General features: G+C 69.0%; 17 protein-coding genes and 1 pseudogene. 16 read left to right on the top strand and 2 right to left on the bottom strand.

Annotated elements, in window-relative coordinates:
- Positions 1 to 2: 2 nt before the first annotated feature.
- The 16 genes and pseudogenes from pyrR (at position 3) to ACZ9GM_RS05020 (ending at position 18,216) form a co-directional block, all read left to right on the top strand.
- A complete protein-coding gene (gene pyrR, locus ACZ9GM_RS05095; protein WP_291473865.1) occupies positions 3 to 650 on the top strand; it encodes a bifunctional pyr operon transcriptional regulator/uracil phosphoribosyltransferase PyrR in 648 nt (215 codons plus the stop codon).
- Positions 647 to 1,621, top strand: a complete 975-nt coding sequence (locus tag ACZ9GM_RS05090; protein WP_291473864.1) for an aspartate carbamoyltransferase catalytic subunit — start codon at positions 647 to 649, stop codon at positions 1,619 to 1,621. The genes pyrR and ACZ9GM_RS05090 overlap by 4 nt, the downstream gene beginning before the upstream one ends.
- Entirely contained in the window at positions 1,618 to 2,994 is a 1,377-nt protein-coding gene (locus ACZ9GM_RS05085; RefSeq protein WP_291473863.1) for a dihydroorotase, read from the top strand. Before ACZ9GM_RS05090 ends, ACZ9GM_RS05085 begins: the two co-directional genes overlap by 4 nt.
- Positions 2,995 to 4,167 carry a glutamine-hydrolyzing carbamoyl-phosphate synthase small subunit gene (gene carA, locus ACZ9GM_RS05080; RefSeq protein WP_291473862.1) on the top strand — a complete coding sequence of 391 codons (1,173 nt, stop codon included), beginning with the start codon at positions 2,995 to 2,997 and terminating at the stop codon, positions 4,165 to 4,167.
- Positions 4,168 to 7,512: a carbamoyl-phosphate synthase large subunit gene (gene carB / locus ACZ9GM_RS05075; RefSeq protein WP_476037357.1), complete on the top strand. Its 3,345-nt coding sequence runs from the start codon at positions 4,168 to 4,170 to the stop codon at positions 7,510 to 7,512.
- Positions 7,499 to 8,338, top strand: coding sequence for an orotidine-5'-phosphate decarboxylase (gene pyrF, locus ACZ9GM_RS05070; RefSeq protein WP_291473860.1), 840 nt, complete (start codon positions 7,499 to 7,501; stop codon positions 8,336 to 8,338). The genes carB and pyrF overlap by 14 nt, the downstream gene beginning before the upstream one ends.
- Positions 8,339 to 8,579: 241 nt before the next feature.
- The gene (gene mihF / locus ACZ9GM_RS05065; protein WP_014010022.1) at positions 8,580 to 8,900 is read left to right on the top strand and encodes an integration host factor, actinobacterial type; all 321 of its coding nucleotides are present in this window, start codon (positions 8,580 to 8,582) and stop codon (positions 8,898 to 8,900) included.
- Positions 8,901 to 8,905: 5 nt separating this feature from the next.
- The gene (gmk, locus tag ACZ9GM_RS05060) at positions 8,906 to 9,481 is read left to right on the top strand and encodes a guanylate kinase (protein ID WP_291473859.1); all 576 of its coding nucleotides are present in this window, start codon (positions 8,906 to 8,908) and stop codon (positions 9,479 to 9,481) included.
- A 59-nt stretch (positions 9,482 to 9,540) separates the two neighbouring features.
- A complete protein-coding gene (gene rpoZ, locus ACZ9GM_RS05055; RefSeq protein ID WP_014010020.1) occupies positions 9,541 to 9,822 on the top strand; it encodes a DNA-directed RNA polymerase subunit omega in 282 nt (93 codons plus the stop codon).
- Between the two features lie 108 nt (positions 9,823 to 9,930).
- Complete coding sequence (gene coaBC / locus ACZ9GM_RS05050; protein WP_291473858.1) at positions 9,931 to 11,229, top strand: bifunctional phosphopantothenoylcysteine decarboxylase/phosphopantothenate--cysteine ligase CoaBC; 1,299 nt, start codon at positions 9,931 to 9,933, stop codon at positions 11,227 to 11,229.
- Positions 11,230 to 11,334: 105 nt separating this feature from the next.
- Positions 11,335 to 12,549 carry a methionine adenosyltransferase gene (metK, locus tag ACZ9GM_RS05045; protein WP_291473857.1) on the top strand — a complete coding sequence of 405 codons (1,215 nt, stop codon included), beginning with the start codon at positions 11,335 to 11,337 and terminating at the stop codon, positions 12,547 to 12,549.
- Between the two features lie 5 nt (positions 12,550 to 12,554).
- Positions 12,555 to 14,606 carry a primosomal protein N' gene (locus tag ACZ9GM_RS05040; protein ID WP_291473856.1) on the top strand — a complete coding sequence of 684 codons (2,052 nt, stop codon included), beginning with the start codon at positions 12,555 to 12,557 and terminating at the stop codon, positions 14,604 to 14,606.
- 11 nt (positions 14,607 to 14,617) lie between these two features.
- Positions 14,618 to 15,118 (top strand): peptide deformylase, encoded by a 501-nt coding sequence (gene def / locus ACZ9GM_RS05035; RefSeq protein WP_291473855.1) that lies wholly within the window; start codon positions 14,618 to 14,620, stop codon positions 15,116 to 15,118.
- Positions 15,115 to 16,097 (top strand): annotated as a pseudogene (gene fmt / locus ACZ9GM_RS05030) (methionyl-tRNA formyltransferase). Before def ends, fmt begins: the two are co-directional and overlap by 4 nt.
- On the top strand, positions 16,097 to 17,677 hold the full coding sequence (locus ACZ9GM_RS05025; RefSeq protein WP_476037356.1) for an RsmB/NOP family class I SAM-dependent RNA methyltransferase: 1,581 nt from the start codon (positions 16,097 to 16,099) through the stop codon (positions 17,675 to 17,677). Before fmt ends, ACZ9GM_RS05025 begins: the two are co-directional and overlap by 1 nt.
- 47 nt (positions 17,678 to 17,724) lie before the next feature.
- A complete protein-coding gene (locus ACZ9GM_RS05020; protein ID WP_291473852.1) occupies positions 17,725 to 18,216 on the top strand; it encodes a mycothiol transferase in 492 nt (163 codons plus the stop codon).
- Positions 18,217 to 18,229: 13 nt separating this feature from the next.
- On the opposite strand, the gene ACZ9GM_RS05015 is transcribed toward ACZ9GM_RS05020, so the two are convergent.
- Together ACZ9GM_RS05015 and ACZ9GM_RS05010 are read right to left on the bottom strand one after the other, a co-directional pair.
- Complete coding sequence (locus ACZ9GM_RS05015; protein ID WP_291473851.1) at positions 18,230 to 19,987, bottom strand: sulfite reductase subunit alpha; 1,758 nt, start codon at positions 19,985 to 19,987, stop codon at positions 18,230 to 18,232.
- Entirely contained in the window at positions 19,984 to 25,578 is a 5,595-nt protein-coding gene (locus tag ACZ9GM_RS05010; protein ID WP_476037355.1) for a glutamate synthase-related protein, read from the bottom strand. Before ACZ9GM_RS05010 ends, ACZ9GM_RS05015 begins: the two co-directional genes overlap by 4 nt.
- Positions 25,579 to 25,791 lie beyond the last annotated feature (213 nt).

Raw genomic sequence — 25,791 nt, 5'->3', positions numbered from 1 at the left:
GGTTGTCCGCGTGCTACACTGATCAGCGGCACAGGGCTCGGCGAAACGCCGACCCGACCACCTTTAACGATCCGTCCCGTGAGGCGGGGAAGGAGGTCACGATGAATATCATGGACGCCGACGACGTCGGTCGTACCATTGCACGCATCGCGCACCAAATCATCGAGAAGACGGCGCTCGACGCACCCGGGGCAGACCGGGTCGTCCTGCTGGGGATCCCGTCGGGGGGTGTTCCGCTGGCGGCGCGCCTCGCAGAGCGCATCCGCGAGTTCAGCGGCGTGGAGGTCTTCCACGGCGCCCTTGACGTCACCCTCTACCGTGACGACCTGAAGTCCAGCCCGCACCGGGCACTGCAGTCCACCACTGTCCCGCGCGAGGGGATCGACGGTGCCACGGTCATCCTCGTCGATGACGTGCTCTTCTCGGGCCGCACCATCCGCTCCGCCCTTGACGCCCTGCGCGACATCGGCCGGGCCAGGAAGGTCCAGCTCGCGGTCCTCGTCGACCGTGGCCACCGCGACCTGCCGATCCGGGCGGACTACGTGGGCAAGAACATCCCCACCTCATTGACCGAGGATGTCAGTGTGGAACTCACCGAGATCGACGGGACGGACGGCGTCCAGCTGATCCGGGAAGGAGAGCAGGTATGAAGCACCTGTTGAGTATCGCCGACCTCACGGCCGACGAGATCACCGGACTGATGGACGAGGCCGACCGCTTCGCCGATTCCCTGCGCGACCGGGAGGTCAAGAAGCTGCCGACCCTGCGCGGTCGCACGGTCTTCACCCTCTTCTACGAGAACTCGACCCGCACCCGCTCCAGCTTCGAGACCGCGGGCAAGTGGATGAGTGCGGACGTCATCAACATCTCGGCGTCCTCCTCCTCGGTGAAGAAGGGCGAGTCCCTCAAAGACACCGCCCTGACGCTGCGCGCCGTCGGCGCGGACGCGATCATCATGCGCCACCCGTCCTCGGGTGCCGCCCGTCAGGTCGCCGACTGGGTCGGCCAGGGGAGTGACGGCATCAGCGTCCTCAACGCCGGTGACGGTGCCCATGAGCACCCGACCCAGGCACTGCTGGACGCCGTCACCCTGCGCAACCGGCTCGGGAAGGTCGAGGGGGCGGAGGTCGTCATCGTCGGTGACCTGCTGCACTCCCGCGTCGCCCGGTCTAACGCGCTGCTGCTCACCGCTCTCGGCGCGAACGTCACCTTCGTCGCCCCGGCGACCCTGCAGGCCCCGGGCATGGAGCACTGGCTCAACCCGAACGTGGGCAGCGGCCGGGGCACGGTCACGGTCACCGAGGACATGGACGCCGCGCTGGCCAAGGCGGACGCCGTGATGATGCTGCGTGTCCAGGCTGAGCGCATGAACGGCGGGTTCTTCCCGTCCCACCGCGAGTACGCCGCCCGCTACGGGCTCTCCGAGACCCGCGCCGCCGGACTCGCCGACCACGCGATCATCATGCACCCCGGCCCGATGCTGCGTGGCATGGAGATCAGCGACTCGGTGGCGGACGCCCCGAACACCGTCGTCCTCAATCAGGTCACCGCCGGCGTCCACGTCCGCATGGCAGCCCTGTTCACGCTCCTCGTCGGAGCAGAAGGAAGTGTCGCAGAATGACCACCGCGAAGAATGACGCAGCCTACCCGGCCACCGGTACGCTGCACGACCCGGCCGCGGGGGAGACGCTGCTGCGCGGCGTCCTCGTCTACGGCGAGGGGGAGCCGGCCGACGTCCTGGTGCGCGACGGCATCATCGCCGAGATCGCCGACGCCGGCACCGTGACTCCGGGCGAGGACGCCGAGGTCCTCGACCTCGACGGCCAGGTGCTGCTGCCCGGCCTCATCGACATGCACGTCCACCTGCGTGAGCCCGGCCGGGAAGACACAGAGACCATCGCCTCCGGGTCCGCTGCCGCGGCCCGCGGTGGTTTCACCGCCGTGTTCACCATGGCGAACACCGACCCGGTGACCGACACACCCGCCGTCGCCGAGATGGTGTGGATGAAGGGCCAGCAGACGAACCTCTGTGACGTCCACCCTGTCGGTTCCATCACGAAGGGTCTGGCAGGGGAGGACCTCACCGAGTTCGGTATGATGGCAGCGTCCGAGGCGAAGGTCCGGATGTTCTCCGACGACGGCAGGTGTGTCGCCGACCCGCAGCTGATGCGCCGCGCCGTCGAGTACTCGAAGGGTCTCGACGTCCTGCTCGCGCAGCACTGCGAGGAGCCCCGCCTCACCGAGGGCGCGGTCGCCCACGAGGGCGAGACCGCAGCCCGCCTCGGCCTGCGCGGTTGGCCGAGGGTCGCCGAGGAGTCCATCGTGATCCGAGACGCCCTCCTCGCCCGCGACTACGGCGGACGTACCCATATCTGCCACGCCTCCACCGAGGGCACCGTGGAACTGCTGCGCTGGGCCAAGGACCATGACATCCCGCTGTCCGCCGAGGTCACCCCCCACCACCTGACCCTCACGGACGCGAAGCTGGAGACCTACGACGGCGTGTTCCGGGTCAACCCGCCGCTGCGTGAACATAAGGACGCCCTCGCCCTACGTGCCGCCCTCGTCGACGGCACCATCGACTGCGTCGCCACCGACCACGCCCCGCACGGCTCCGAGGAGAAGTGCTGTGAGTTCGACAAGGCGCGCCCCGGCATGCTCGGCCTGGAGACCTCTCTGGCACTCATCGCCAGGACCTTCATCACCGACGTCCCGGAGGGGGAGGAGCCCCAGGACTGGCGGTTCATCGCCAAGGTGATGTCCGAGCGGCCCGCCGAGATCCTCAAGCTTCCCGGACAGGGCCGCCCGGTGGCCGTCGGCGAGCCGGCGAACCTCTGCGTGGTCGACACGCAGGCCGGCTGGATCGCCCACGGTCACGAGCTGGCGTCGAAGGCGTCGAACACCCCCTACGAGGGCGAAACGCTGCCGGTGAAGGTCTCCACCACCCTGCTGCGCGGTAAGGTCACCTGCCGTGACGGAGAGGCGAACAACTAGATGACTACTACGACAGAGAAGAGCAATTCCGTGAGTTCCACCCGAACCCCTGCGATCCTCGTGCTCGCCGACGGCCGCGTCTTCCGCGGTCGGGCCTTCGGCGCCCAGGGGACCACCCTCGGCGAGGCCGTGTTCACGACCGCGATGACCGGCTACCAGGAGACCATGACGGACCCTTCCTACCACCGGCAGATCGTCGTCTCCACCGCCCCGCAGATCGGCAACACCGGCTGGAACGACGAGGACGGCGAGTCCCACGGTGACCGCATCTGGGTTGCCGGTCTGGTCATCCGTGACCTGTCGCGCACCGTCTCCAACTGGCGCGCCGACCGCTCACTGGCCGAGGAGATGGAGTCCCAGGGCATCATCGGCATCCAGGGGGTCGACACCCGCGCGATCGTCCGCCACCTGCGCGACAAGGGTTCGGTCAAGGCCGGCATCTTCTCCGGCGCGGACGCTGAGCGTCCCGTAGAGGCGCTCGTCGCAGCCGTCGACGGTCAGCCGTCGATGGCCGGTTCCGACCTCGCCACCGAGGTCTCCACCGATGATGTCTACGTCGTCGAGCCGGACAACGGTGCGGACGCGAAGTTCACCGTCATCGCCTACGACATGGGCATCAAGACCAACACCCCGCGCAACTTCGCCGCCCGCGGTATCCGTACGGTCGTCGTCCCCGCGAACTCCGCCATCGAGCCACTGCTCTCCGAGTACGACGCCGACGGCGTGTTCATCTCCAACGGCCCGGGTGACCCGGCCACCGCCGACGTGATGGTCCAGCAGGTCCAGACCGTCCTGGAGAAGAAGATCCCGCTGTTCGGCATCTGCTTCGGCAACCAGATTCTCGGCCGGGCCCTCGGCATGGACACCTACAAGCTGAAGTTCGGTCACCGCGGCATCAACGTGCCCGTGATCAACCACCTCACCGGCGTCATCGACATCACCGCCCAGAACCACGGCTTCGCTCTCAAGGGCCGTGCCGGAGAACCCTTCGACACGCCTTTCGGCACCGCACAGGTCACGCACACCTGCCTCAACGACGACTGTGTCGAGGGTGTCGCCCTCGACAACGGCCTCGCCTTCTCCGTCCAGTACCACCCCGAGGCCGCCGCCGGCCCCCATGACGCCAACCCGCTGTTCGACCAGTTCATCGAGCTGATGGAAGGGAACAACTAAATGCCGAAGCGCAACGACCTCAACCACATCCTCGTCATCGGCTCCGGCCCGATCGTCATCGGCCAGGCCTGCGAGTTCGACTACTCCGGAACCCAGGCCTGCCGCGTCCTCAAGGAGGAGGGCCTGCGGGTCTCCCTCATCAACTCCAACCCGGCCACCATCATGACCGACCCGGAGTTCGCCGACCACACCTACATCGAGCCGATCCAGCCCGAATACATCGAGAAGATCTTCGTCGCCGAGCGCGAGGCCGGCCACCCGGTGGATGCCGTGCTCGCGACCCTGGGTGGTCAGACCGCGCTGAACGCCGCGATCCAGCTCGACCGTCTCGGCATCCTCGAGAAGCACGGGGTCGAGCTCATCGGCGCCGACATCCCCGCCATCCAGCGCGGTGAGGACCGTCAGAAGTTCAAGGACATCGTCGCCTCCATCGGCGGCCTGTCCGCCCGCTCCGCGGTGTGCCACAACATGGACGAGGTCCATGAGGCCGTCGCCGAGCTCGGCCTGCCGGTCGTCGTCCGCCCGTCCTTCACCATGGGGGGCCTGGGCTCCGGCCTGGCCTACACCTACGAGGATCTCGACCGCATCGCCGGTGGCGGCCTCGCGGCGTCCCCGGAGGCTAACGTCCTCATCGAGGAGTCCATCCTCGGCTGGAAGGAGTTCGAGCTCGAGCTCATGCGCGACGGTGCGGACAACGCCGTGGTCGTCTGTTCCATCGAGAACGTCGACGCCCTCGGCGTCCACACCGGTGACTCGATGACCGTCGCCCCCTCCATGACCCTCACTGACCGTGAGTACCAGATCATGCGTGACCAGGGCCTGGCTATTCTCCGTGCGGTCGGCGTGGACACCGGCGGATGCAACATCCAGTTCGCCATCAACCCGGACGACGGCCGCCTCATCACCATCGAGATGAACCCGCGCGTCTCCCGCTCCTCGGCGCTGGCCTCCAAGGCCACCGGTTTCCCGATCGCGAAGATCGCCGCGAAGCTGGCCATCGGCTACACCCTCGCCGAGATCACCAACGACATCACCGAGGTCACCCCGGCCGCCTTCGAGCCGACCCTCGACTACGTCATCGTCAAGGCACCGCGCTTCGCCTTCGAGAAGTTCCCCGGTTCCGACGACACCCTCACCACCACGATGAAGTCCGTCGGCGAGGCCATGGCCGTCTCCCGAAACTACATTTCCGCCCTGAACAAGGTGCTGCGTTCCCTGGAGACCAAGGCCGCCGGCTTCTGGACCATCTCCGACGAGCAGCTCGCCGGTGACCGTGCCGACGACCTCGCCGCCGTCCTCGACGACCTGGGCCGCCCGACCGAGGGCCGCATGTATGACATGGAGCTGGCCCTGCGTCTCGGCGCCACCGTGGACCAGGTCCACACCGCCTCGAAGGGCGTCGACCCGTGGTTCCTCGAGGAGCTCAAGGCCCTGGTCGACTTCCGCCAGGAACTGGAGGACGCCCCGGTGCTCTCCGAGGACCTGCTCCGCGAGGCCAAGTTCTTCGGCCTGTCCGACGCCCAGATCGCCACGGTGCGTCCCGAACTGGCCGGTGAGGACGGCGTCCGGTCGCTGCGCTGGTCGCTGGGCATCCGCCCGGTCTTCAAGACCGTCGACACCTGTGCCGCCGAGTTCGAGGCAAAGACCCCCTACCACTACTCGACCTACGAGCTGGACCCGGCCGCCGAGTCCGAGATCGCGCCGCAGACCGAGAAGCCGAAGGTACTCATCCTCGGCTCCGGCCCGAACCGTATCGGTCAGGGCATCGAGTTCGACTACTCCTGCGTCCACGCCGCCCTGGAGCTCTCCCGCGTCGGTTACGAGACCGTGATGGTCAACTGCAACCCGGAGACCGTCTCCACCGACTACGACACCGCCGACCGTCTCTACTTCGAGCCGCTGACCTTCGAGGACGTCATGGAGGTGTACCGCGCCGAGGCTGAGTCCGGTGAGGTCGCCGGCGTCATCGTCCAGCTCGGTGGTCAGACCCCGCTGGGTCTGGCACAGCGTCTCGCCGACGCCGGTGTCCCGGTCATCGGCACCTCCCCGGAGGCCATCAACCTGGCCGAGGACCGCGGCGAGTTCGGCAAGGTCCTGGAGAAGGCCGCCCTGCCGGCGCCCGCCTTCGGCACCGCCACCAGCTTCGACGAGGCCAAGGCCGTCGCCGCCGAAATCGGCTACCCGGTGCTGGTCCGCCCGTCCTACGTCCTCGGTGGCCGTGGCATGGAGATCGTCTACGACGAGGGCTCCCTGCACGACTACATCGACCGCGCCACCGAGATCACCTCGGACCACCCGGTGCTCGTCGACCGGTTCCTCGACAACGCCATCGAGATCGACGTCGACGCCCTGTGCGACGGCGACGAAGTCTACCTCGCCGGCGTCATGGAGCACATCGAGGAGGCCGGCATCCACTCCGGTGACTCCGCCTGTGCCCTGCCCCCGATGACCCTCGGCGAGTCCGATATCGAGAACGTCCGCCGGTCCACGGCGGCCCTGGCCCACGGTATCGGCGTCCGCGGTCTGATGAACGTCCAGTTCGCGCTCAAGGACGACATCCTCTATGTCATCGAGGCCAACCCGCGTGCCTCCCGTACCGTCCCGTTCGTCTCCAAGGCGACCGGAGTCCCGCTGGCCAAGGCCGCGTCCCGCATCATGACCGGCACCTCCATCCGCGAGCTCGTCGCCGAGGGCATGATCCCGGCAGACCGCGACGGCGGTTCCCTGCCGCAGGGCCACCCCATCGCGGTCAAGGAGGCGGTCCTCCCGTTCAACCGCTTCCGTGACCCCGAGGGCCACGTCCTCGACAGCCTGCTCAGCCCGGAGATGAAGTCCACCGGTGAGGTCATGGGCCTGGACCACGACTTCGGCACGGCCTTCGCGAAGTCCCAGGAGGCGGCCTTCGGCTCCCTGCCGACCGCCGGCACCTGCTTCGTCTCGGTGGCCAACCGCGACAAGCGCACCATGATCCTGCCGATCCAGCGCCTGGCGTCCCTCGGTTTCGACCTGATCGCCACCACCGGTACCGCCCAGATGCTGCGTCGCAACGGTATCGGGTGCACCACCGTGGCGAAGCAGACCGAGGAGCTGCCGGCCGGAGCCACCGACCGTCGGGTCGTCCACGTGATCAACGACGGCGGGGTCGACATGATCCTCAACACCACGGCCGGTAACGCCACCGCCCGCGACGACGGCTACGAGATCCGCTCCGCGGCCGTGAACAAGGGCGTGCTGTGCATCACCACCGTCCAGGGTGCCATTGCCGCTGTGCAGGGCATCGAGGCCCTCAAGAATTCCGACACCGGCGTCTGCGCCATCCAGGACGTCAACCATGACCTTCGGTAACCGGTATCTCGAGCGGGCGGAGTCGCTGGGACGGCTCTGTGTCGGCCTGGACCCGCACGCCGGGATCCTGGAGGCCTGGGGCCTTCCGGTGGACACCACGGGCCTGCGAGAGTTCACCCGGATCTGCGTGGAGGCCTTCGCCGACACAGCGTGCGTCGTGAAGCCGCAGGTCGCGTTCTACGAGGCCTTCGGCTCGGCCGGTTTCGCCGTCCTGGAGGACGCCCTGGCGTCCTTCCGGAACGGGGGCACGCTGGTCATCGCCGACGCCAAGCGCGGCGACATCGGCTCCACCATGGCCGGTTACGCCACCGCCTGGCTCGGCGGGGACTCCCCGCTGCGGGCGGACGCCGTCACCGTGTCCCCGTACCTCGGCCTGGGTTCCCTGGACCCGGTGCTCGAGGCAGGGGAACGGACCGGCGGGGGAGTGATCGTCCTCGCGGCGACCTCGAATCCCTCCGGCCCGCAGTTCCAGCGACTGGGCACCGGCGACGCCGGTTCCGGACCGACGGTCGCCCAGACCGTCGTGGACCGGGTGGCTGAGATCAACGCACCCCACGTGGCCGCCGGTGGTGCCGGTAATGTCGGTGTCGTCGTCGGAGCGACGGTCACCGATCCGCCGGTCCTGGACGCCGTCGGGGGCATGATCCTCATGCCCGGCGTGGGCGCCCAGGGCGGCACCGCCGACGACATCGCCCGCATCGCGGGGGACGCCGTGAATCTCGCCAGCCCCAACATGTCGCGGTCGATCCTGTCCGCAGGTCCGGATATCGGTGCCCTGCGGTCCGCTGTGAACGATTCCGCGGCAGAATTCCCGCTGGTCGGCTAGGGTCGTTCTCCAGGTCCCCGCAGCGCCTTCACCTGGGGTGGTATTCGACAACCGCAGGTGAGGACGCTACACTTGGCCCGTTGTTTCACGGCGACTCCCGCTGGTGAGGGTCCTGAAAAGGATCCGGCAGCGGTTCGCCCGACCTGTCGGCACCGGACCACCGGTGGCCGGCCGTGTCCCCCGTCCCGGGGGAAACACCCGACAGACCCCATCAATCGAACTACGACATACGGAGGAACCCGTGGCCCTTCCCCAGTTGACCCCGGAGCAGCGTGCAGAAGCCCTCAAGAAGGCTGCCGAGGCCCGTAAGGCCCGTGCCGAGCTGAAGGAACAGCTGAAGCGTGGCGGAACCGACCTCAAGGAGGTCCTCGCCAAGGCCGACACCGACCCGATCATCGGCAAGATGAAGGTCTCCGCCCTCCTCGAGGCTCTCCCCAAGGTCGGCAAGGTCAAGGCCCAGGAGATCATGACCGAGCTCGAGATCGCCCCGACCCGCCGCCTGCGCGGCCTCGGCGACCGTCAGCGTCGCGCCCTCCTGGAGCGCTTCGGTTACGAGGCATAGGCCCCGTGACCTCAGACGCGACGGAGCCCCGGCTGGTGGTTCTGGCGGGTCCCTCGGCGGTCGGTAAGTCGACCGTCGTCAGGGGTCTCCGTGAGGCCGTGCCGGACCTGTTCTTCAGCGTGTCGATGACCACCCGGGACCCGCGTCCCGGCGAGGTCGACGGCGTGGACTACCACTACGTCTCCACCGACAGGTTCCGGGACGCCATCGAGGCGGACCGGATGCTCGAATGGGCGGAGATCCATGGTGGACTGCAGTTGTCCGGTACCCCGCGGGGGCCGGTGGAGGACGCACTCGCGGCGGGTCGCCCCGTACTGGTCGAGGTCGACCTCGCCGGCGCCCGCAACGTCAAGCGCCTGCTTCCGGACGCCGTGACGGTGTTCCTGGCTCCGCCGAGCTGGGATGACCTGGTCGCCCGCCTCACCGGCCGTGGCACCGAGTCCGACAAGGTCATCGCCCGACGTCTGGAGACCGCACGCGAGGAGCTCGACTCCTCCGGCGAGTTCGACCGGGTCGTCGTCAACGATGATCTGGATACGGCGGTGGGAACCATCGCCGACATCCTGCTCAACCGGGAATAACAGACAGACAACCGCCACGGCCCCGGCCGCGGCATCAACGCCTAGCAATGAGGTGCGTAGTGGAAACCCAGGACGTCAACGACAACTCGACGGTCTTCGACCAGCCGATCGGCATCACGAACCCGCCGATCGACGACCTTCTCACCAAGGTCTCCTCCAAGTACGCTCTGGTGATCTTCGCGGCCAAGCGCGCCCGCCAGATCAACAACTACTTCCAGAACGTCGGCGAGGGCGTCTTCGAGTTCGTCGGACCGCTCGTCGCACCGGAGAACAAGGAGAAGCCGCTGTCGATCGCGCTGCGCGAGATCGACGCCGACCTCCTCGAGCACACCGAGGGCTGATCCTCTCAGGCTGCTCCACGAGTGCCCGTCCTGCCGACACCGGCAGGGCGGGCACTCGTGCATGTCCGGTGAATCACGCCGCTGCGATCTGGGATAGGCTGGACCACCGTGACTGACACCGTGAACAACACCGCCGTACCGACCGCGTCGAGGGACGGCGGTCTCCGGATTCTCGTGGGGGTCGGCGGTGGGATCGCCGCGTACAAGGCCTGCGCCCTCATCCGTACCTTCACCAAGGCCGGGCACGACGTCCACGTCGTCCCGACAGAGTCCGCGCTCCGGTTTGTCGGGGCGGCGACCTTCGAGGCCCTGTCCGGCAACCCGGTGTCCACCACGGTCTTCGACAACGTCGACGAGGTCCAGCACGTCCGGCTCGGACAGGAGGCCGACCTGGTCGTGATCGCCCCGGCCACCGCTGACCTCATGGCCCGGCTCGCCCACGGTCGCTCCGACGACCTGCTCACCGCCAGTTGTCTCGTGGCGACCTGTCCGGTCGTCCTCGCCCCGGCGATGCACACCGAGATGTGGGCCCACCCTGCGACGCGGGAGAACGTGGAGACGCTGCGTCGACGGGGGACCGTGGTCCTCGAACCCGCCCACGGCCGGCTGACCGGTCCGGACTCCGGCCCCGGCCGGCTGCCGGAGCCCGAGCACATCGCGTCGCTGGCACTGGCGGCCCAGGACCGGTTCGGGATCTACCGCCGGTCGCTGGCAGGCCGGCGGATCCTCATCACCGCCGGCGGCACCCATGAGCCGCTGGACCCGGTACGCTTCCTCGGCAACGCCTCCTCGGGACGCCAGGGCTTCGCGCTGGCCGATGTGGCAGTCGAGCGCGGGGCACGGGTCGAACTCATCGCCGGGTTCACCGACGACCTCCCGGAGCCCTCGGGGGTGCACGTCACCCGGGTGAAGACCGCCGGGGACATGCAGCAGGCGGTCGCCGAACTGGCACCGTCCTCGGATGCGGTGATCATGTCCGCCGCCGTCGCCGACTTCCGGCCCGCCACGGTGGCCGACGCGAAGCTCAAGAAGGGCGGGGACGCCGACCTGGCCACCCTGACCCTCACCGAGAATCCGGACATCCTCCGGGGACTCGTCGAGTCCCGACGCACCGGTGAACTGCCGGAGGAGCTGCTCATCGCCGGCTTCGCCGCCGAGACCGGGGACGCGGAGCACACTCCGCTGGATATGGCGCGGGTGAAGCTGGCCAGGAAGGGTTGTGACCTGCTGATGTGCAATGCGGTGGGGGACGGACTCGTCTTCGGTCAGGACTCCACCTCCGGCTGGCTCCTCACCCCGGGTGACCAGCCCGGCGCCGAGGAGGTCACCGAGGTCCCGGCGGCATCCAAACTCGTCGTCGCCTCGCACATCCTCGATGCACTCGAGGAGCTCTTCGCCCCGGAATAGGTCCGGGGCAGTTTTCGGGGCAACCCTGCCGTACCCCTGCTAGACCGCTTGGTCTAATATTGTGTGAATTGCCCTATCCGACTCCCTACAGGAAGCGAACACCGAGTGTCTTTCCGCCTTTTCACCAGTGAGTCTGTGACCGAAGGTCACCCTGACAAGATCTGTGACGCCATTTCCGACACGATCCTCGACGCACTGCTCGCCAAGGACCCGAAGTCCCACGTCGCCGTCGAAACCCTGGTCACCACGGGTCAGGTCCATGTCGCCGGCGAGGTCCGGACCGACGCCTACGTCGAGATCCCCCAGCTGGTGCGAGACACCATCCGGGCCATCGGTTTCACCTCCTCCGAGGTCGGCTTCGACGGCTCCACCTGTGGCGTCAATGTCGCCATCGGCGAGCAGTCCCAGGAGATCGGCGACGGCGTCGACACCTCCCACGAGTACCGCACCAATGACGGCGACGAGCACGATGCCGACGACCAGGCCGGTGCCGGTGACCAGGGCCTCATGTTCGGCTACGCCACCGACGAGACCCCCGAGCTCATGCCGCTGCCGATCGCGACGGCACACCGGCTCTCGCGCCGCCTGACCCAGGTCCGCAAGGAGGGCATCGTCCCCGACCTGCGTCCCGACGGCAAGACCCAGGTCACCTTCGCCTATGACGCGGAGAACCGTCCGCACCACCTCGACACGGTCGTCATCTCCACCCAGCACGGGCCGGACTCCTCCCAGGAGTGGCTCGAGGAGCAGCTGCGGGAGCACGTCATCAACTGGGTGGTGCAGGACGCCGACCTCGGTCAGTTCATCACCGACGACCTCAAGGTCCTCATCAACCCGTCCGGTTCCTTCATCCTCGGCGGCCCGATGGGCGATGCCGGACTGACCGGCCGCAAGATCATCGTCGACACCTACGGCGGCATGGCCCGCCACGGTGGCGGCGCCTTCTCCGGTAAGGACCCGAGCAAGGTCGACCGCTCCGCCGCCTACGCGATGCGTTGGGTCGCCAAGAACATCGTCGCCGCAGGCCTCGCGCACCGTGCTGAGGTCCAGGTCGCCTACGCCATCGGCAAGGCCCAGCCGGTCGGGCTCTACGTCGAGACCTTCGGCACCGCCGCCGAGGGACTGACCGACGAGTCGATCCAGGCTGCCGTGCAGAAGGTCTTCGACCTGCGTCCCGCCGCGATCATCCGTGAGCTGGACCTGCTGCGTCCGATCTACGCGCAGACCGCCGCCTACGGTCACTTCGGCCGTACCGACATCGACCTGCCGTGGGAGCACACCGACCGCGTCGCCGATCTCAAGGCCGCCGCCGGCCGCTAACCACCGTGGACCTGCCCGTCGCCCGGGTGCTGCCCCTGCTGGGTATGCCGCACCTCGACCGGCTCTTCGACTACTCGGTCCCTGAGGAGCTGGACACCACCGCCCGCCCCGGCGTCCGCGTCCGCATCCGATTCGCCGGACGCCTGGTCGACGCCGTCGTCGTCGAACGGCGACGCGGCACCGACCACGAGGGTCGGTTGAGCGCGCTGCAGCGCGTCATCAGTCCCGAGGTCGTCGTCCCACCGGGACTGTGGGACCTCGTCAACCTCCTCGCGGACCGTTACGCCGGAGTCCGGTCCGACATCCTCCGCGCCGCGTTGCCCTCCCGGCACGCCAGCGCGGAAAAGGCCGGCCTGTTCGGCAACGGGGTGGACTGGCCGGAACTCTACGGTGCACTCGAGCCCGTCGAGGACCTCACCGCCGCAGCCCGGGACGCCGCACTCGCCGGCTGGGCGGGCTACCGGCACGCCGACAGTCTGCTGGAGGCCGTACTGGCCGGGCGTGCGGCCCGGGCTTCCTGGCTGTGGACGCCGGGTGAGGACTGGGCGGCCCGCGTCGCCGAGATGGCCGCCACTGTCGCTTGGTCGGGGGGTGGCGTCCTGCTGGTCGTCCCCGACCAGCGTGACGTCGACCGGCTCACTGCGGCGCTGCGGAATTTCCTGTCCGCCGCCCAGATCACCGAACTCACCGCCTCCGTCGGACCGGCCGCACGGTACCGTCGTTACCTCGCCGTACTCGCCGGTCAGGGGCGTGTCGTCGTCGGCACCCGTTCCGCAGCGACCGTACCGGTCCCCGGACTCCGGCTGATGATGCTGACCGGGGAGGCGGACGACTCCCTCGTCGACCCCCGTGCCCCGTACCTCCATGCCCGTGATGTCCTGAAAATACGCGCTGAGCAGGAAGGATGTGGTTTCATCGTCGGAGGGGCCCACCGCAGCGCCGAGGTGCAGCAGTGGGTCGAGGAAGGATTCTGCCCCACACTGCGCGCCGATCCCGGGGTCCTCCGTGACCGGATGCCGTGGATCCACGCCCTCGATGACGCCCACGACGCACGCCAGTCCTTCACCCGGATCCCGGCTGCCGGCTACAAGGCGATCCGCACGGCCGCTGACAACGGCCTGCCCGCCCTGGTCCAGGTCCCGCGTCGGGGCTACGCACCCTCCCTGGCCTGCAGGGACTGCCGGACGACCGCCCGCTGCCGTCGGTGCAACGGACCACTGGAGCTGCCGCCCGGGGGCGGGGACTCCGCCGCTGAGCCCCGCTGCCGGTGGTGCGGTGCCCCTGAGGGCCGGTTCACCTGCCCGGGCTGTGGTGGCCATGCGGTCCGGATGACGGTCATCGGTTCCGACCGCACCGCCGAAGAACTCGGCCGTGCCTTCCCCGGGGTGCCGGTGATGCTCTCCGGCGGTTCGCAGGTCAAGGACCGCGTCCCCGTAGGGCCACGCATCGTGGTCGCCACTCCGGGTGCCGAACCCGTCGCGGAGTCCGGCTACGGTGCGGCGGTCCTGCTCGACCCCTGGCTCACCCTGGGCCGGGCTGATCTGCGGGCCTCCGAGGGCGCCCTGCGTCAGTGGATGGAGGCATCCTGTCTCGTCGTGCCGCGGGAGCAGGGTGGACAGGTCGTGCTCGTGGCCCGCACCGACCTCCCTGAGGCCCAGGCGCTGATCCGGTGGGACCCGGAAGGGGCGGCGGCCACCGAACTCGCGCAGCGACGCTCGGCCGGGTTCCCGCCGGCCACGGTGCTCGTCGCAGTCGACGGCACCACCGATACCGTGCGGGAGCTCCGGGAGGCGCTGGTCGTCCCCGAGGCACTCGACCAGCTGGAGGTCCTCGGACCGGTGGACCTGCCGCCGGGGGTGCGGCCGCCGGCGGGACTGGGCGAGTCGGAACTGCATCTGGCACGTCGGCTGATCCTGCGGACGCCGCGCCGTACCGCCGGAGGTGAGGACGCCGCCGTGCTGCTCGGTGCGGCACTGCGTGCAGCGAGGTCCGTCCGCGCCACACGGCGTCTCACCGGACCCCTGCGCGTCGTCATCGACCCGGTGCGGGTGGGATAGACTGGGCAGCCATGACTGCCCTTGACATCCGTCTGTTCGGTGACCCGGTACTGCGTACCGTCGCCGAGAACATCGACGACCCGACCGACCCCATCCTGCGCACCCTCGTCGAGGACATGTACGAGACGATGGACGCCGCCGGCGGCGTCGGCCTGGCCGCCAACCAGGTCGGTGTGACCCGACGGGTCTTCGTCTACGACTGCGACGGCGACCGTGGCCACATCGTCAACCCGGTGTGGGAGGCCGTCGGGGAGGAGACCCAGACCGGCCGCGAGGGATGCCTGTCCGTGCCGGATGCCGGGGGAGACGTCACCCGTGCGGCGACCGTGCACGTCACCGGGGTCACCGTCGACGGCGAGGAGGTCGACCGGGAGGTCACCGGACTGCTGGCCCGCTGCGTCCAGCATGAGACCGACCACCTCGACGGAGTGATGTACTTCCAGCGCATGGAGCCCGCGGCCCGCCGCGAGGTCATGGCGGGGATCCGGGGGAGCGGGTGGTTTAACCGATGAAGATCCTGTTCGCCGGGACCCCCGAGCCCGCCGCCGTCACCCTGCAGTACCTGCTCGACGACCCCGCCCACGAGGTCGTCGCGGTGCTCACCCAACCCGATGCGAAGCGCGGTCGCGGGAGGAGCCTGCACCCGTCAAAGGTCGCCGAAGTGGCGGAGGCCGCCGGTGTGCCGGTCCACAAGTGGGCCTCGCTGAAGGCCTCCGTCGGGGAGTCCGACGAGGTCCGGGAGACCCTGCGCGGATACGCCGCCGACGGCGTCGACGCTGTCGCCGTGGTCGCCTACGGGCAGATCCTCCCGGCCGATGTGCTGGACATCTTCCGCCACGGCTGGATCAACCTGCACTTCTCACTGCTGCCGCGCTGGCGTGGCGCTGCACCGGTCCAGGCCGCCATCGCCGCCGGTGACTCGGTCACGGGTGCGACGACCTTCCGTATCGTCCCGGAACTGGACGCAGGTCCGGTCACCGGCACCGTCGAGGAACCGGTCGGGTTGGAGGACACCGCCGATGACCTGCTCACCCGCCTGACCTACGCCGGACGGGTGCTGCTGGGGGAGTCCCTGACCGGACTGGGTTCCGGGCAGGTGACACCGGTGGAGCAGCCCGGGGAGGGCATGACCTACGCAGCGAAGATCACCACCGCTGACGCCGAGGTCTCGACTGGACGCGTCCTGCCGTGGAGATCCAGCGCATCACCCGGGCACACATGCCGGCACCGGGCCCCTGGACCACGCTGTCCGGTGAGCGGTACAAGCTCGGGCTCCTGCTGCCGGTCGACGGCGAAGAGGCACCAGTTCTGCCCGCCGGGGAGATCCTCGCGGAGAAGTCCCGGGTACTTGTCGGCACCGGGGACGGCGTCCTCGAGATCACCCGGATCCAGCCGCCGGGCAAGAAGATGATGGCCGCGGCCGACTGGGCCCGCGGCCGAGGTGACCTGTTCGACGACGGGCATGCGGCATTCGACGAGGGAGAGAACTGATGGGTGGCTTCAGGTCACGGTCCGAGTCCGGACGCACCGGGTCCGGTGACAGAGGACATGACAAGGGACAGGACAACCGGAAGCGTCAGGGCGGTCAGCGCGGCGGCAACCGGGGTGGTGGCAACAAGGGCTACGAGCGCCGCAGCGAGTCTCACCGCCGGGAGCACGAGAACGCCCGACGTCGCATCGGCTCGGGTGACCGGGTCCGCGACATCGTCTTCGAGGTGCTGCGCAAGGTCTCCACGGACGCCGCCTTCGCCAACATCGCCCTGCCCGCCGCACTGCGCGAGCAGAAGATCCACGGCCGCGACGCCGCCTTCGCCACCGAGCTGACCTACGGCATCCTGCGCATGCAGGGGCTGCTTGACGCGATCATCGCCGACGCCGCAGGGCGTCCCGTCGACAAGATCGACGCCGTCGTCCTCGATGCACTGCGCCTGGGCGCCTACCAGATCCTGCGTACCCGGGTCGACGACCATGCCGCGGTGAACACCACCGTCGAACTGGTCAAGGCCAACGGGGAGGCGAAGGCGTCCGGTTTCACCAACGGTGTGCTGCGCACCCTGACCCGCACCCCGGCCGAGAAGTGGGAGAGCCGGGTCACCGCGAAGGTCACCGACCCGGTCACCCGACTTGCTCTGCAGACCTCGCACCCGACCTGGATCGCGGAAGCCTTCAACACCGCTCTCGGCGGCACCCCGGATGCTCCGGCCGCCGAACTGGCTGAGGCCCTGGAGGCCGACGACGCCCGTCCGGTCGTGCACCTGGCGGCCCGACCCGGCCAGATGTCCGGTGAGGAACTTGCGCTGGTCACCGGTGGCGACGAGGGCCGCTGGTCGCCCTACGCCGTCTACCTGCCCGAGGGTGACCCCGGCGACCTCGACCCGGTGCGGGAGGGGCTGGCCGGTGTACAGGACGAGGGCTCCCAGCTCATCGCCCTGGCCATGCTGCGTGCCGAGGTCGCCGAGGACCACGGCCGCTGGCTGGACCTGTGCTCCGGCCCCGGCGGCAAGACCGCCTTCCTCGCCTCCTGGGCCATGGGGGACCGGGCGACAGTGGACGCCGTGGAGCCGGCCGCCCACCGCGCGAAGCTGGTCCGCACCGCCACCGACGGGCTGCCGGCCCGGGTCCACCAGGGCGACGGGCGCCATCTGGCGGAGATCCGTGGGCTGGACATGCCGGTCAGTCCAGAGGGGGACGGATTCGACCGCGTCCTGGTGGACGCCCCCTGCACCGGGCTCGGCGCGCTGCGTCGTCGTCCGGAGGCCCGCTGGCGCAAGACCCCGGCGGACGTCGCCGAGCTGGTGCCGTTGCAGAAGGACCTGCTGCGCTCGGCGCTCAAGGCCACCCGACCCGGTGGCATCGTCGTCTACTCGACCTGCTCACCGCATCCCGCGGAGACCCGCGACGTGGTCCGGGCAGTCGCCGATCAGACCGGTGCGGTCATCGAGGACGCCACCGCACTGTTCCCTGACCTGGCGGCGTCCGGCACCCTGGATTCTGCCCCGTTCGTGCAGCTCTGGCCGCACCGGCACGGCACCGACGCGATGTTCTTCGCGGTGCTGCGGGTGGCTGACTGAGTCCTGTCTGAGGCAGAGGCCGGTGCCGCGTGGTTACGCTTGTGATCATGGACACATCCGTAACCGGCCATCATGCTCTCCTCGACGCGTTCCTCGGCGTCGCCGCCGAACTCCTCGACGGTGTCGATGCAGCCCTGGACACCCTCGATGATTCGACGGTGAACAGCTCACCGGTCCCGGGGACCGTCAACAGTCCCTTCGCCCTCGTCGCCCACATCCACGGGATGGCGCAGTTCTGGGGCGGGGCCTTCGCCGCCGGCGAGGACCTGCCGCCCCGCGACCGTGACGCCGAATTCGAGGCCACCGGCACGGTCGACGAAGCCTGTCACCTCGTGGAGGAGCTACGCGACCGGTTGCCGGGGTGGGCGACCGTGGCGATGGCTGACGGCATCCGGAACCGCGCGGCCAAGGGGACCTCGCGGAAGGACGCCGCCTTCGTCACCCCGGAGTGGGTGCTCGACCACATGCTCCGGGAGATGGCGCAGCACCTCGGTCACCTGGAGGTCTGCCGAGACATCCTGCTCACCGGGAGGCGGTAGACGTCAGTAGACGTCAGTAGACGTCCCTGACGTACCGCTTCTCCTTCTTCAGCTTCGCCAGGTAGTCCTGCGCGGCGTTCTCGGAGCCACCGGACTGCTCGGCGATGACGTCGAGCAGGGCGGTTTCGACATCCTTGGCCATGCGGGAGGCGTCACCACAGACGTAGAAGTACGCGCCGTCCTCCAGCCAGCGGTAGAGCTCCTCGGCCTCCTCACGCATGCGGGTCTGGACGTAGACCTTCTCCGCCTGGTCACGGGAGAAGGCCAGCGACAGCTTCGTCAGCACGCCCTTCTCCTCGAGTTCGGTGAGTTCGTCCTCGTAGATGTAGTCGGTCGCGCGGTGCTGGTCGCCGAAGAACAGCCAGTTGCCGCCGGTGGCGCCGGCCTCGGCACGCTCGTGGAGGAAACCACGGAACGGGGCTATACCGGTACCGGGGCCGACCATGATGACCGGCCGGTCGGCGTCCTCCGGAACGCTGAAGGCGCTGTTCGGCTGCAGCCAGATACCGGTGAGGTCGCCGTCGGCGATCCGGTCGGAGAGATAGGTCGAGCACACGCCGCCGTGGGTGCGGGCACCCGGCTCCGGGCTGTGCCGCACCGAAGCCACCGTGAGGTGGATCCGGTCCGGGCTGGCCAGCGGGGAGGAGGAGATCGAGTACTGACGCGACTGCAGCGGGCGCAGCAGGTCGAGCAGTTCCTCTGCACTGAACCGGGCCGACGGGTTCTCCTCGAGCAGGTCGAGGATGTCCCGGCCCCAGAGGAAGGAGTCCAGGGCGTCCCGGTCGTCGCGGCGGACGATGTCGGCGAGACCACCGTCCGGGGAGGCGTCGGCTACCGCGGCGATGAGGTCCTTGCCGGGGGTCCGGATCTCACGGGTCTTCAGGATAGTCTCGAACAGGGTCGAGTCCTCGACCGCCAGGCCACCGTCAAGGCCCAGGCAGGCGAGAATCGCGCTGACCAGCTCGGGATCGTTGACGGGCATGACGGCCAGGGCATCGCCGGCGGCATAGGTGATGCCGGAGTCCGCCAGATCGAACTCGTAGTGGTGGATCTCCTTCGCGCTGCCCTCGGCGGAGAGCCGGCGGGTCGCGGCGAGCCGGGAGGGGAAGGGGTTCTTCCGGTTCCACTTCGACTTCGCCGGCTTGTCGGCGGCAGCGGCGGTCGCACCTGCGGCCCCGGGAGCGGCACCACCGGCTGCACCGGCGGGGGCGTCGGCGACGACCGCGGCGACCGCGTCACTGATCCACGCGGTGGCCTCGTCCTCGAAGTCGACGTCACAGTCGACCCGGGCGGTGAGCCGTCTGGCACCGAGCTGCTCGAGGCGGATGTCGAGGTCCTTACCTGCCTGGCAGAAGTCGTCGTAGCCGGAGTCACCGAGACCGAGCACGGCGAAGGAGAGGTCCTCCAGCCGTGGCATCTCGGCGCCGTTGAGCTCCTCCCAGAACATCTCGGCGTTGTCGGGCATCTCGCCTTCACCGTAGGTGGAGGTGACGATGAGCACGTGGCTCGACCCGGAGGTCAGTACACCGACACCGGCGGCATCGAGCTCGGTGACGTTGGCTCCGAGACCGGCTGCCCGCAGCCCGGCGGCGAGCTGGTCGGCGAGCTCGGAGGAGTTTCCGGTCTGCGAGCCGAAGAGGACCTCGACGGTCAGTGTGGCGGCCGGCCCCTGGTAGCGCTCACGACCGAGGTCGAGGCCGGCGAAGAAGCCGTCGAGCCAGGTCTGCTGTTCGACGGAGAACGGGGCCCCGGTGGGCAGGTGGAGGGTCATGCGGAGATTCCCTTCATCTCACGCCACCCGGCGACGAGGTCGTCGAGGGACGAGTTGGCGATGGCTTCGTCGACACGGGCGACATCCATCCGGGCGGAGTTCTTCAGGTCCTGGTGCAGGATCCAGCCGTAGGTCGCCGGGGCGTCGATGCCACGGACGTTACGGCGCTCCAGGGAGGCCTTGTAGTCGCCCAGACGCTTGGTGGCGATGAGGACCGCCAGCTGGGCGTCATCGAGGGAGTCCATCGATTCGCGGAGGTAGCGGACCACCTTCTGCATGACGAAGAAGTCCTCGGTGAGGATCAGCTTGCGGGTCGCGTCGTCGATCCGCGGGTCGGTGGCGTCGAGGGCGTCGGTGACCCGGTCGCGGGCGAACTCGCGGGCGACGTTGAGGATCGTGTAGCTGGCGATGAGGTCGAACATCGCCGCCGGGCCGTCGGCGGCGGCGGCACCGCTGCCGGGCACGAGGCCGCCGGCGACGATCCGCTGGTCGCGGTAGTCGACCTTGAAGGCGTGCAGGCGGTCGGTGGCGACAGAGGTCGCCAGCTCGTCGAGAAGCTCCTTGCGGGACGCCGCGCCGAGGATCGCGTCGGCGTCCTGGTAGAGCAGCAGCGCACGGGGCATACCGCAGACCATGTGCCGGCGGGTGTTCTCCCAGTCCGCTACGAGGCGGGTGGCGAGCGCAGAGCCGGTGGCCTCGATGTGCCAGTCCAGCAGCGTGCGCACGGTGACCTCATGGAAGGGCTCGGCGTCGATCAGCGGGAAGGTGACCAGGGAGTCGTGGCTGGCGATGGCCGGGACGATGCCCTCGGGGTCGTACTGGTAGAGGAAACCGCCGGACATGCCGTTGCCCAGGCCCTTACCGACCGCACCGAGGTTGAGCACGGTGCCGTTGGTCATGTACTCGGCACCGAACTCGCCGATGCCCTCGACCACGGCGGTGGCGCCGGAGTTACGCACCGCGAAGCGGTCTCCGGCCTCGCCCTCGACGAACAGGCGTCCACCTGTCGCACCGAACAGGGCGAAGTTGCCGATGAGGACGTTGCCGCCCCTGTCCGGGGAACCACCGCCGGGGGAGCGGACGATGACCGTGCCGCCGCCCTGGGACTTGCCGACACCGTCGTTGGCGGTACCGGTGTGCTCCAGGGTCACACCGTCGTTGCAGAAGACACCGAAGGACTGTCCCGCGGAGCCGCTGGTGTGGACGGTGACGGTGCCGTCGTCGAGGAAGGCCCGGCCACGGTCGTCACGCTGGACGGCGGGCAGGGCGTCCACTTCGGCGTCGGTGAGCGCGTCACCGGCACCGCGGTCGGCGGAGTTGTGGTGGTTGAGCAGTCGCTCGATGTCCACCGAGAGCTGTCCGCCGACGGACTTGTCCCAGTTGTGCAGGGCGATACCGTCGATGTCGACGGTCTTCTCGCGACGGTCGACGAGGGCCTCGCGCACTGTGGTGAGCAGGGCGTCATCGGTGGTGAAGTTCTTCTCCAGGTACACCGGGTCGGTGACCTTCTTCTCCGGGACGAGGGCGAGCATCTTGCGCAGGTCCAGGTGGCCGACGGAGGAGGGGTGCTCCAGCAGCTGCAGCAGATCCGAGCGGCCGCGGGCCTCGCGCAGGGAGTGCAGACCCAGGCGGGAGAGGATGCCGCGGACATCGTGGGCGATGTTGAGCAGGTACTGGGCCAGGGCCCGCGGATCACCGTCGAAGGCCTCGGCGTTGGTCGTCAGACCTGCGGGGCACTTGATGTTGCAGTTCTTCGCCATGACGCAGCGCAGCATCATCAGTGCGGTGGTGCCGAACTCGAAGGAGTCGCCGCCGAGCAGGGCGGAGACCACGACGTCGCGGCCGGTCTGGTGGGCGCCGGAGCAGCGCAGCACGACCTTGTCGCGCAGGCCGTTGACCAGCAGGGCCTGGTGGACCTCGGCGACACCGATCTCGGCGGAGCGTCCGGCGTACTTCAGGCTGGTCACGGCAGCGGCACCGGTACCACCGGTGTTTCCGGCGACGTTGATGACGTCGGCGCCGGCCTTGGCGACACCCACCGCGATCGTGCCGATGCCCTCGGAGGACACCAGCTTGACGATGACGCGGACGCGGGCGGCCTTGCAGTCGTGGATGAGCTGGGCGAGATCCTCGATGGAGTAGGTGTCGTGGTGCGGCGGCGGGGAGACGAGCTCGATACCCGGGGTTCCGCCGCGGGCCGCGGCGATGTCCACGGTGACCTTCGGTGCGGGCAGCTGACCGCCCTCGCCGGGCTTCGCACCCTGGCCGATCTTGATCTCCAGCTCCTCGAGCTGCGGGTCGGCGAGGTAGCCGGCCCAGATGCCGAAGCGTCCGGAGGCGAACTGCTTGATCCGGGAACCGCGGATGGTGCCGGCGCGGGAGAAGTGCTCGCCGCCCTCACCGCAGTTGGACATGCCGCCGGCCATGTTGGTGCCGTGGGCGACGGCCTCGTGGGCGGTGGCGACCAGGGCGCCGTGGCTCATGGCGCCGGAGGCGAGGGTGCGGGTGATCTCGTGGGCGGGCTGGACCTCCGACAGCGGCAGGCTCTTCGGGGCGGGCTGCAGCATGCCGAGGAACCGGGCGGCCCGACCGTGGGCCTCCACGACCAGTTCGGCGGCCGAGACGCGCAGCGAGAGCACGGCAGGGCCGAAGGAGTCGCGTAGCCAGACGGCGAGTTCGGCGTGGCCGGTCAGCCGTCCGTCAGGGTCGGCCAGCACCAGGGACCAGGTGTCGGTGCCGACGGATGCGACGTCGAGTCCGCGGACGCAGATCGAGCCGTTGCCGTCGAGGGAGAACCGGCCGATCTGGCGTCCGAAGTCCTCGTGGCTGCGCAGCCCGGTGACGTCGGCGGGCAGTGCGAGGATGTCGCGCAGTGCGGAAGGCCGCCGGGCGCGCTCGGCCTTGGTGGTGGACACGAAGTCGCGGTAGCCCGGGGTAACCTTGAAGGCGTCGATCTGGTCGGGGGAGAGCTGGCCGAAACCGGCGTTGGTGTAGGCCTCGTCGGAGATGCCGAAGGCATCGCCGAGCTGGCCGAGTGTCAGCAGGCGGAGCTCCTCACCGGCCTCTGCCGTGGTCTTCTCCGGCGTCTGCGCCGACGGGGTCGGCAGGGCGAGCGGCTCATCGGTCAGACCCGTGAAGCCACGTACGGCGGTGGTGCCGAAGGAGTGGCCGGCACCTTCGGAGCGCTCCTTGAACAGACCGAGCAGCGGAATGTCGGAGTCCTCGGAGACGGTGGCTGCCCGCTGGTGCCACTCGGTGTTGGCCTCGGCGATGCGCCGGAAGCCGACGCCGCGGACCGGGGCGTCCATGTGAGGGAAGCAGCGGGCCAGCGCGGGGTCGCGGGTGTCGAGGTAGTTCGGCTCGAAGAACTCGCCGCCGATGTAGGACTCGACGGTGCACAGGCCGACGCGGCCCATGGTCTTGCCGAGCTGCTTGAGCGCGGCCTTGCGGAACCTGTCGAAGGCTCTGTCGGTCTCGGTGTAGTCGCCGGCCGGGCTGGTCGGGGCGGGGTACTTCTCCTCGGCGCGCAGGCGGGCCGAGAGGCTGTAGACCGCAGCTGCACCGAAGCCGAGGGCGGAGGCGATGTGGTGCGAGCTGGGGAGCTGACCGGAGTCCGCGATAACGGAGACGCGCATGCGCAGGCCGTCGGCGATCAGTCGCTGGTTGACCGAGGAGATAGCCAGCAGCAGCGGGATCGGGGCGTGGACGGAGTCGACGGAGCGGTCGGAGAGCACGGCGATGCCGCCCTTCTCCGCGGCGAAGCGGGCCACGCCGTCACAGAGCCGGTCGATCGCGTCGGTGACGGAGTCGGCGTTGGCGTCGGGGTCGGTGGCGTCCGGCTCGTAGAGCAGGTCGAAGCGTCGGACCGGCACGAGGTCCTGCTCGCGCAGCCGCAGCATGTCCAGGTGGGACAGGATGGGGGTCTCCACCACGATCTGGTGGGTGGGATCGCGGGGGTCCTCGGCGTCCGTGGCATCCGGCTTGGCACCGAGCGCGACACGGAAGGTCATGCCGTCGGCCTCACGGATGGAGTCCAGCGGCGGGTTGGTGACCTGGGCGAATCGCTGTGAAAAGTACTTCGCCACACCACCCTCGGTGTCCGACAGGGCGTTGATCGCGTTGCCGTAGCCCATCGCGGAGATGCGCTCGGCACCGGTGGCGAGCATCGGGTCCATCATGAACCGGAAACTCTCCTGGTTCATGGAGTAGGCCACGAAGCGGCCGGCCAGCGTCAGGTCGCCCTCGTAGCCGAGGGTGGTGGTGCCGCGCTTCATGCCGGAGACCGGGATGTCGCGGATGTCGGTGCGGGAATCCTCGAGCATGGTGGCGTAGTCCCGACGACCGGCGAGTTCCTCGAGGGTCTCACGGGTGCGGCGGATTTCACCGGTGCGGTGGTCGAGACTGAGCATGCCGCCGGCCTCGATGCGTCCGCGGTGGAGGACCTCGTCGGGCTCGGCGTCGAGCTGGCCGGCCTCGGAGGAGACCATGAGGTAGTCGGCGGTCTCGATGCTGCGCAGCGGGCGCAGGCCCAGGCGGTCGAGGCGGGCGCCGACGACATCACCGTCGTTGAAGATGAGGGCGGCCGGACCGTCGTTCTTCTCCTCGTAGAGGGAGAAGTACTCCAGCATGTCGCGCACCGGCTGTGGCAGCGAGCGGTCATTCTCCCAGGCCGGCGGCATGAGCGAGACCACAGCCTCGACGATGTCGAGCCGGTCGTCGAAGACGCGGGACTGGAGGGTCTGGTCCAGGCGGGATGAATCAGACTGTCCGGGCGGCCGGATGATGTGGCGCTGGCGGGAGGCCGCTGCGGCCTCGTCACTGATGCGGTTCTTCCGGTCGGTGTTGAGCTCACCGTTGTGCGCCATGAGGCGGAACGGCTGGGCCATCGAGGGGTGCGGCTCGGTGTTGGTGGAGAACCGGGTGTGGAAGTACATCGTGCGCACGCTGTGGCGCTCGTCGGTGAGGTCGGAGAACCAGGGGATGACCTCGTCGGCGTTGAGCCGACCCTTGAGGACCTGGGTACGGGTCGACAGCGACAGCGGGTACAGACCTGTGAGCTCAGGACGCGAGTAGGCCTCCTGCTCGATGCGCAGCAGCGCCGAGTTGGCGGCACGGTCCGCCTCCGCCGACGTCATTGTCGCGGGGACGGTGAAGATCCACTGCCGGATCGGCAGCTGGTAATCCAGCGCGACGGGGCGCACCGCGGCCTCGTTGACCGGCACCTCACGTTCGGTGGTGACCTCCAGGCCTTCGGCCGTCAGGGAATCGGCGATGATCCGCCGGGCGGTCGGGGACTGTGTGGTGTCCTCGGGCAGGAAGAAGTTGCCGACGCCGAAGCGACGCTCCTCCAGGTCGAGACCGGTGACGGCGGAGAAGAACTCGACCGACAGGTCGATGTTCACGCCGGCGCCGTCGCCGACACCCTCGGAGGACATGCCGCCGCGGTGCGGGATGGCGCACAGGGCACGGTGGCCGCGGTCAAGGACGTCGTGGGTGGGGACGCCGTCCTTGCGGGTGAGGAATCCCACGCCACAGGCGCTGTGCTCTCGGGACGGGTCGTACAGGCCGAATGTCGAACTCGTCGAACTCATAGGTCGGGTTGATCTTTCGCCTCGGGGTCCCGGTTACCGGCAACCGCTTGTGGCGGATCACTGCGCGGACTCCGGGAGTGCCATTGCTCTGGTCAGGCAAGACTAACTGATGGAAAATCATGGGTCTAATCGCATATTCGCTGGTCACAATGGTGAAATACATCTGAAACACTGTCGAAACATGAGGCTCCTGCGGGGCCGTATACGATGAAC

The sequence above is a fragment of the Corynebacterium sp. UD i78 genome (assembly GCF_056280545.1).
Note: the sequence above shows the minus strand (reverse complement) of the source record. Positions and strands in the feature narration are given on the sequence as shown.

Bases quoted from the DNA above. Each gene is read 5' to 3' on its own strand.
- ACZ9GM_RS05090 (WP_291473864.1), top strand. From the start codon at position 647: ATGAAGCACCTGTTGAGTATCGCCGACCTCACGGCCGACGAGATCACC.
- ACZ9GM_RS05085 (WP_291473863.1), top strand. From the start codon at position 1,618: ATGACCACCGCGAAGAATGACGCAGCCTACCCGGCCACCGGTACGCTG.
- carA (WP_291473862.1), top strand. From the start codon at position 2,995: ATGACTACTACGACAGAGAAGAGCAATTCCGTGAGTTCCACCCGAACC.
- carB (WP_476037357.1), top strand. From the start codon at position 4,168: ATGCCGAAGCGCAACGACCTCAACCACATCCTCGTCATCGGCTCCGGC.
- pyrF (WP_291473860.1), top strand. From the start codon at position 7,499: ATGACCTTCGGTAACCGGTATCTCGAGCGGGCGGAGTCGCTGGGACGG.
- def (WP_291473855.1), top strand. From the start codon at position 14,618: ATGACTGCCCTTGACATCCGTCTGTTCGGTGACCCGGTACTGCGTACC.
- ACZ9GM_RS05025 (WP_476037356.1), top strand. From the start codon at position 16,097: ATGGGTGGCTTCAGGTCACGGTCCGAGTCCGGACGCACCGGGTCCGGT.
- ACZ9GM_RS05020 (WP_291473852.1), top strand. From the start codon at position 17,725: ATGGACACATCCGTAACCGGCCATCATGCTCTCCTCGACGCGTTCCTC.
- ACZ9GM_RS05015 (WP_291473851.1), bottom strand. From the start codon at position 19,987: ATGACCCTCCACCTGCCCACCGGGGCCCCGTTCTCCGTCGAACAGCAG.
- ACZ9GM_RS05010 (WP_476037355.1), bottom strand. From the start codon at position 25,578: ATGAGTTCGACGAGTTCGACATTCGGCCTGTACGACCCGTCCCGAGAG.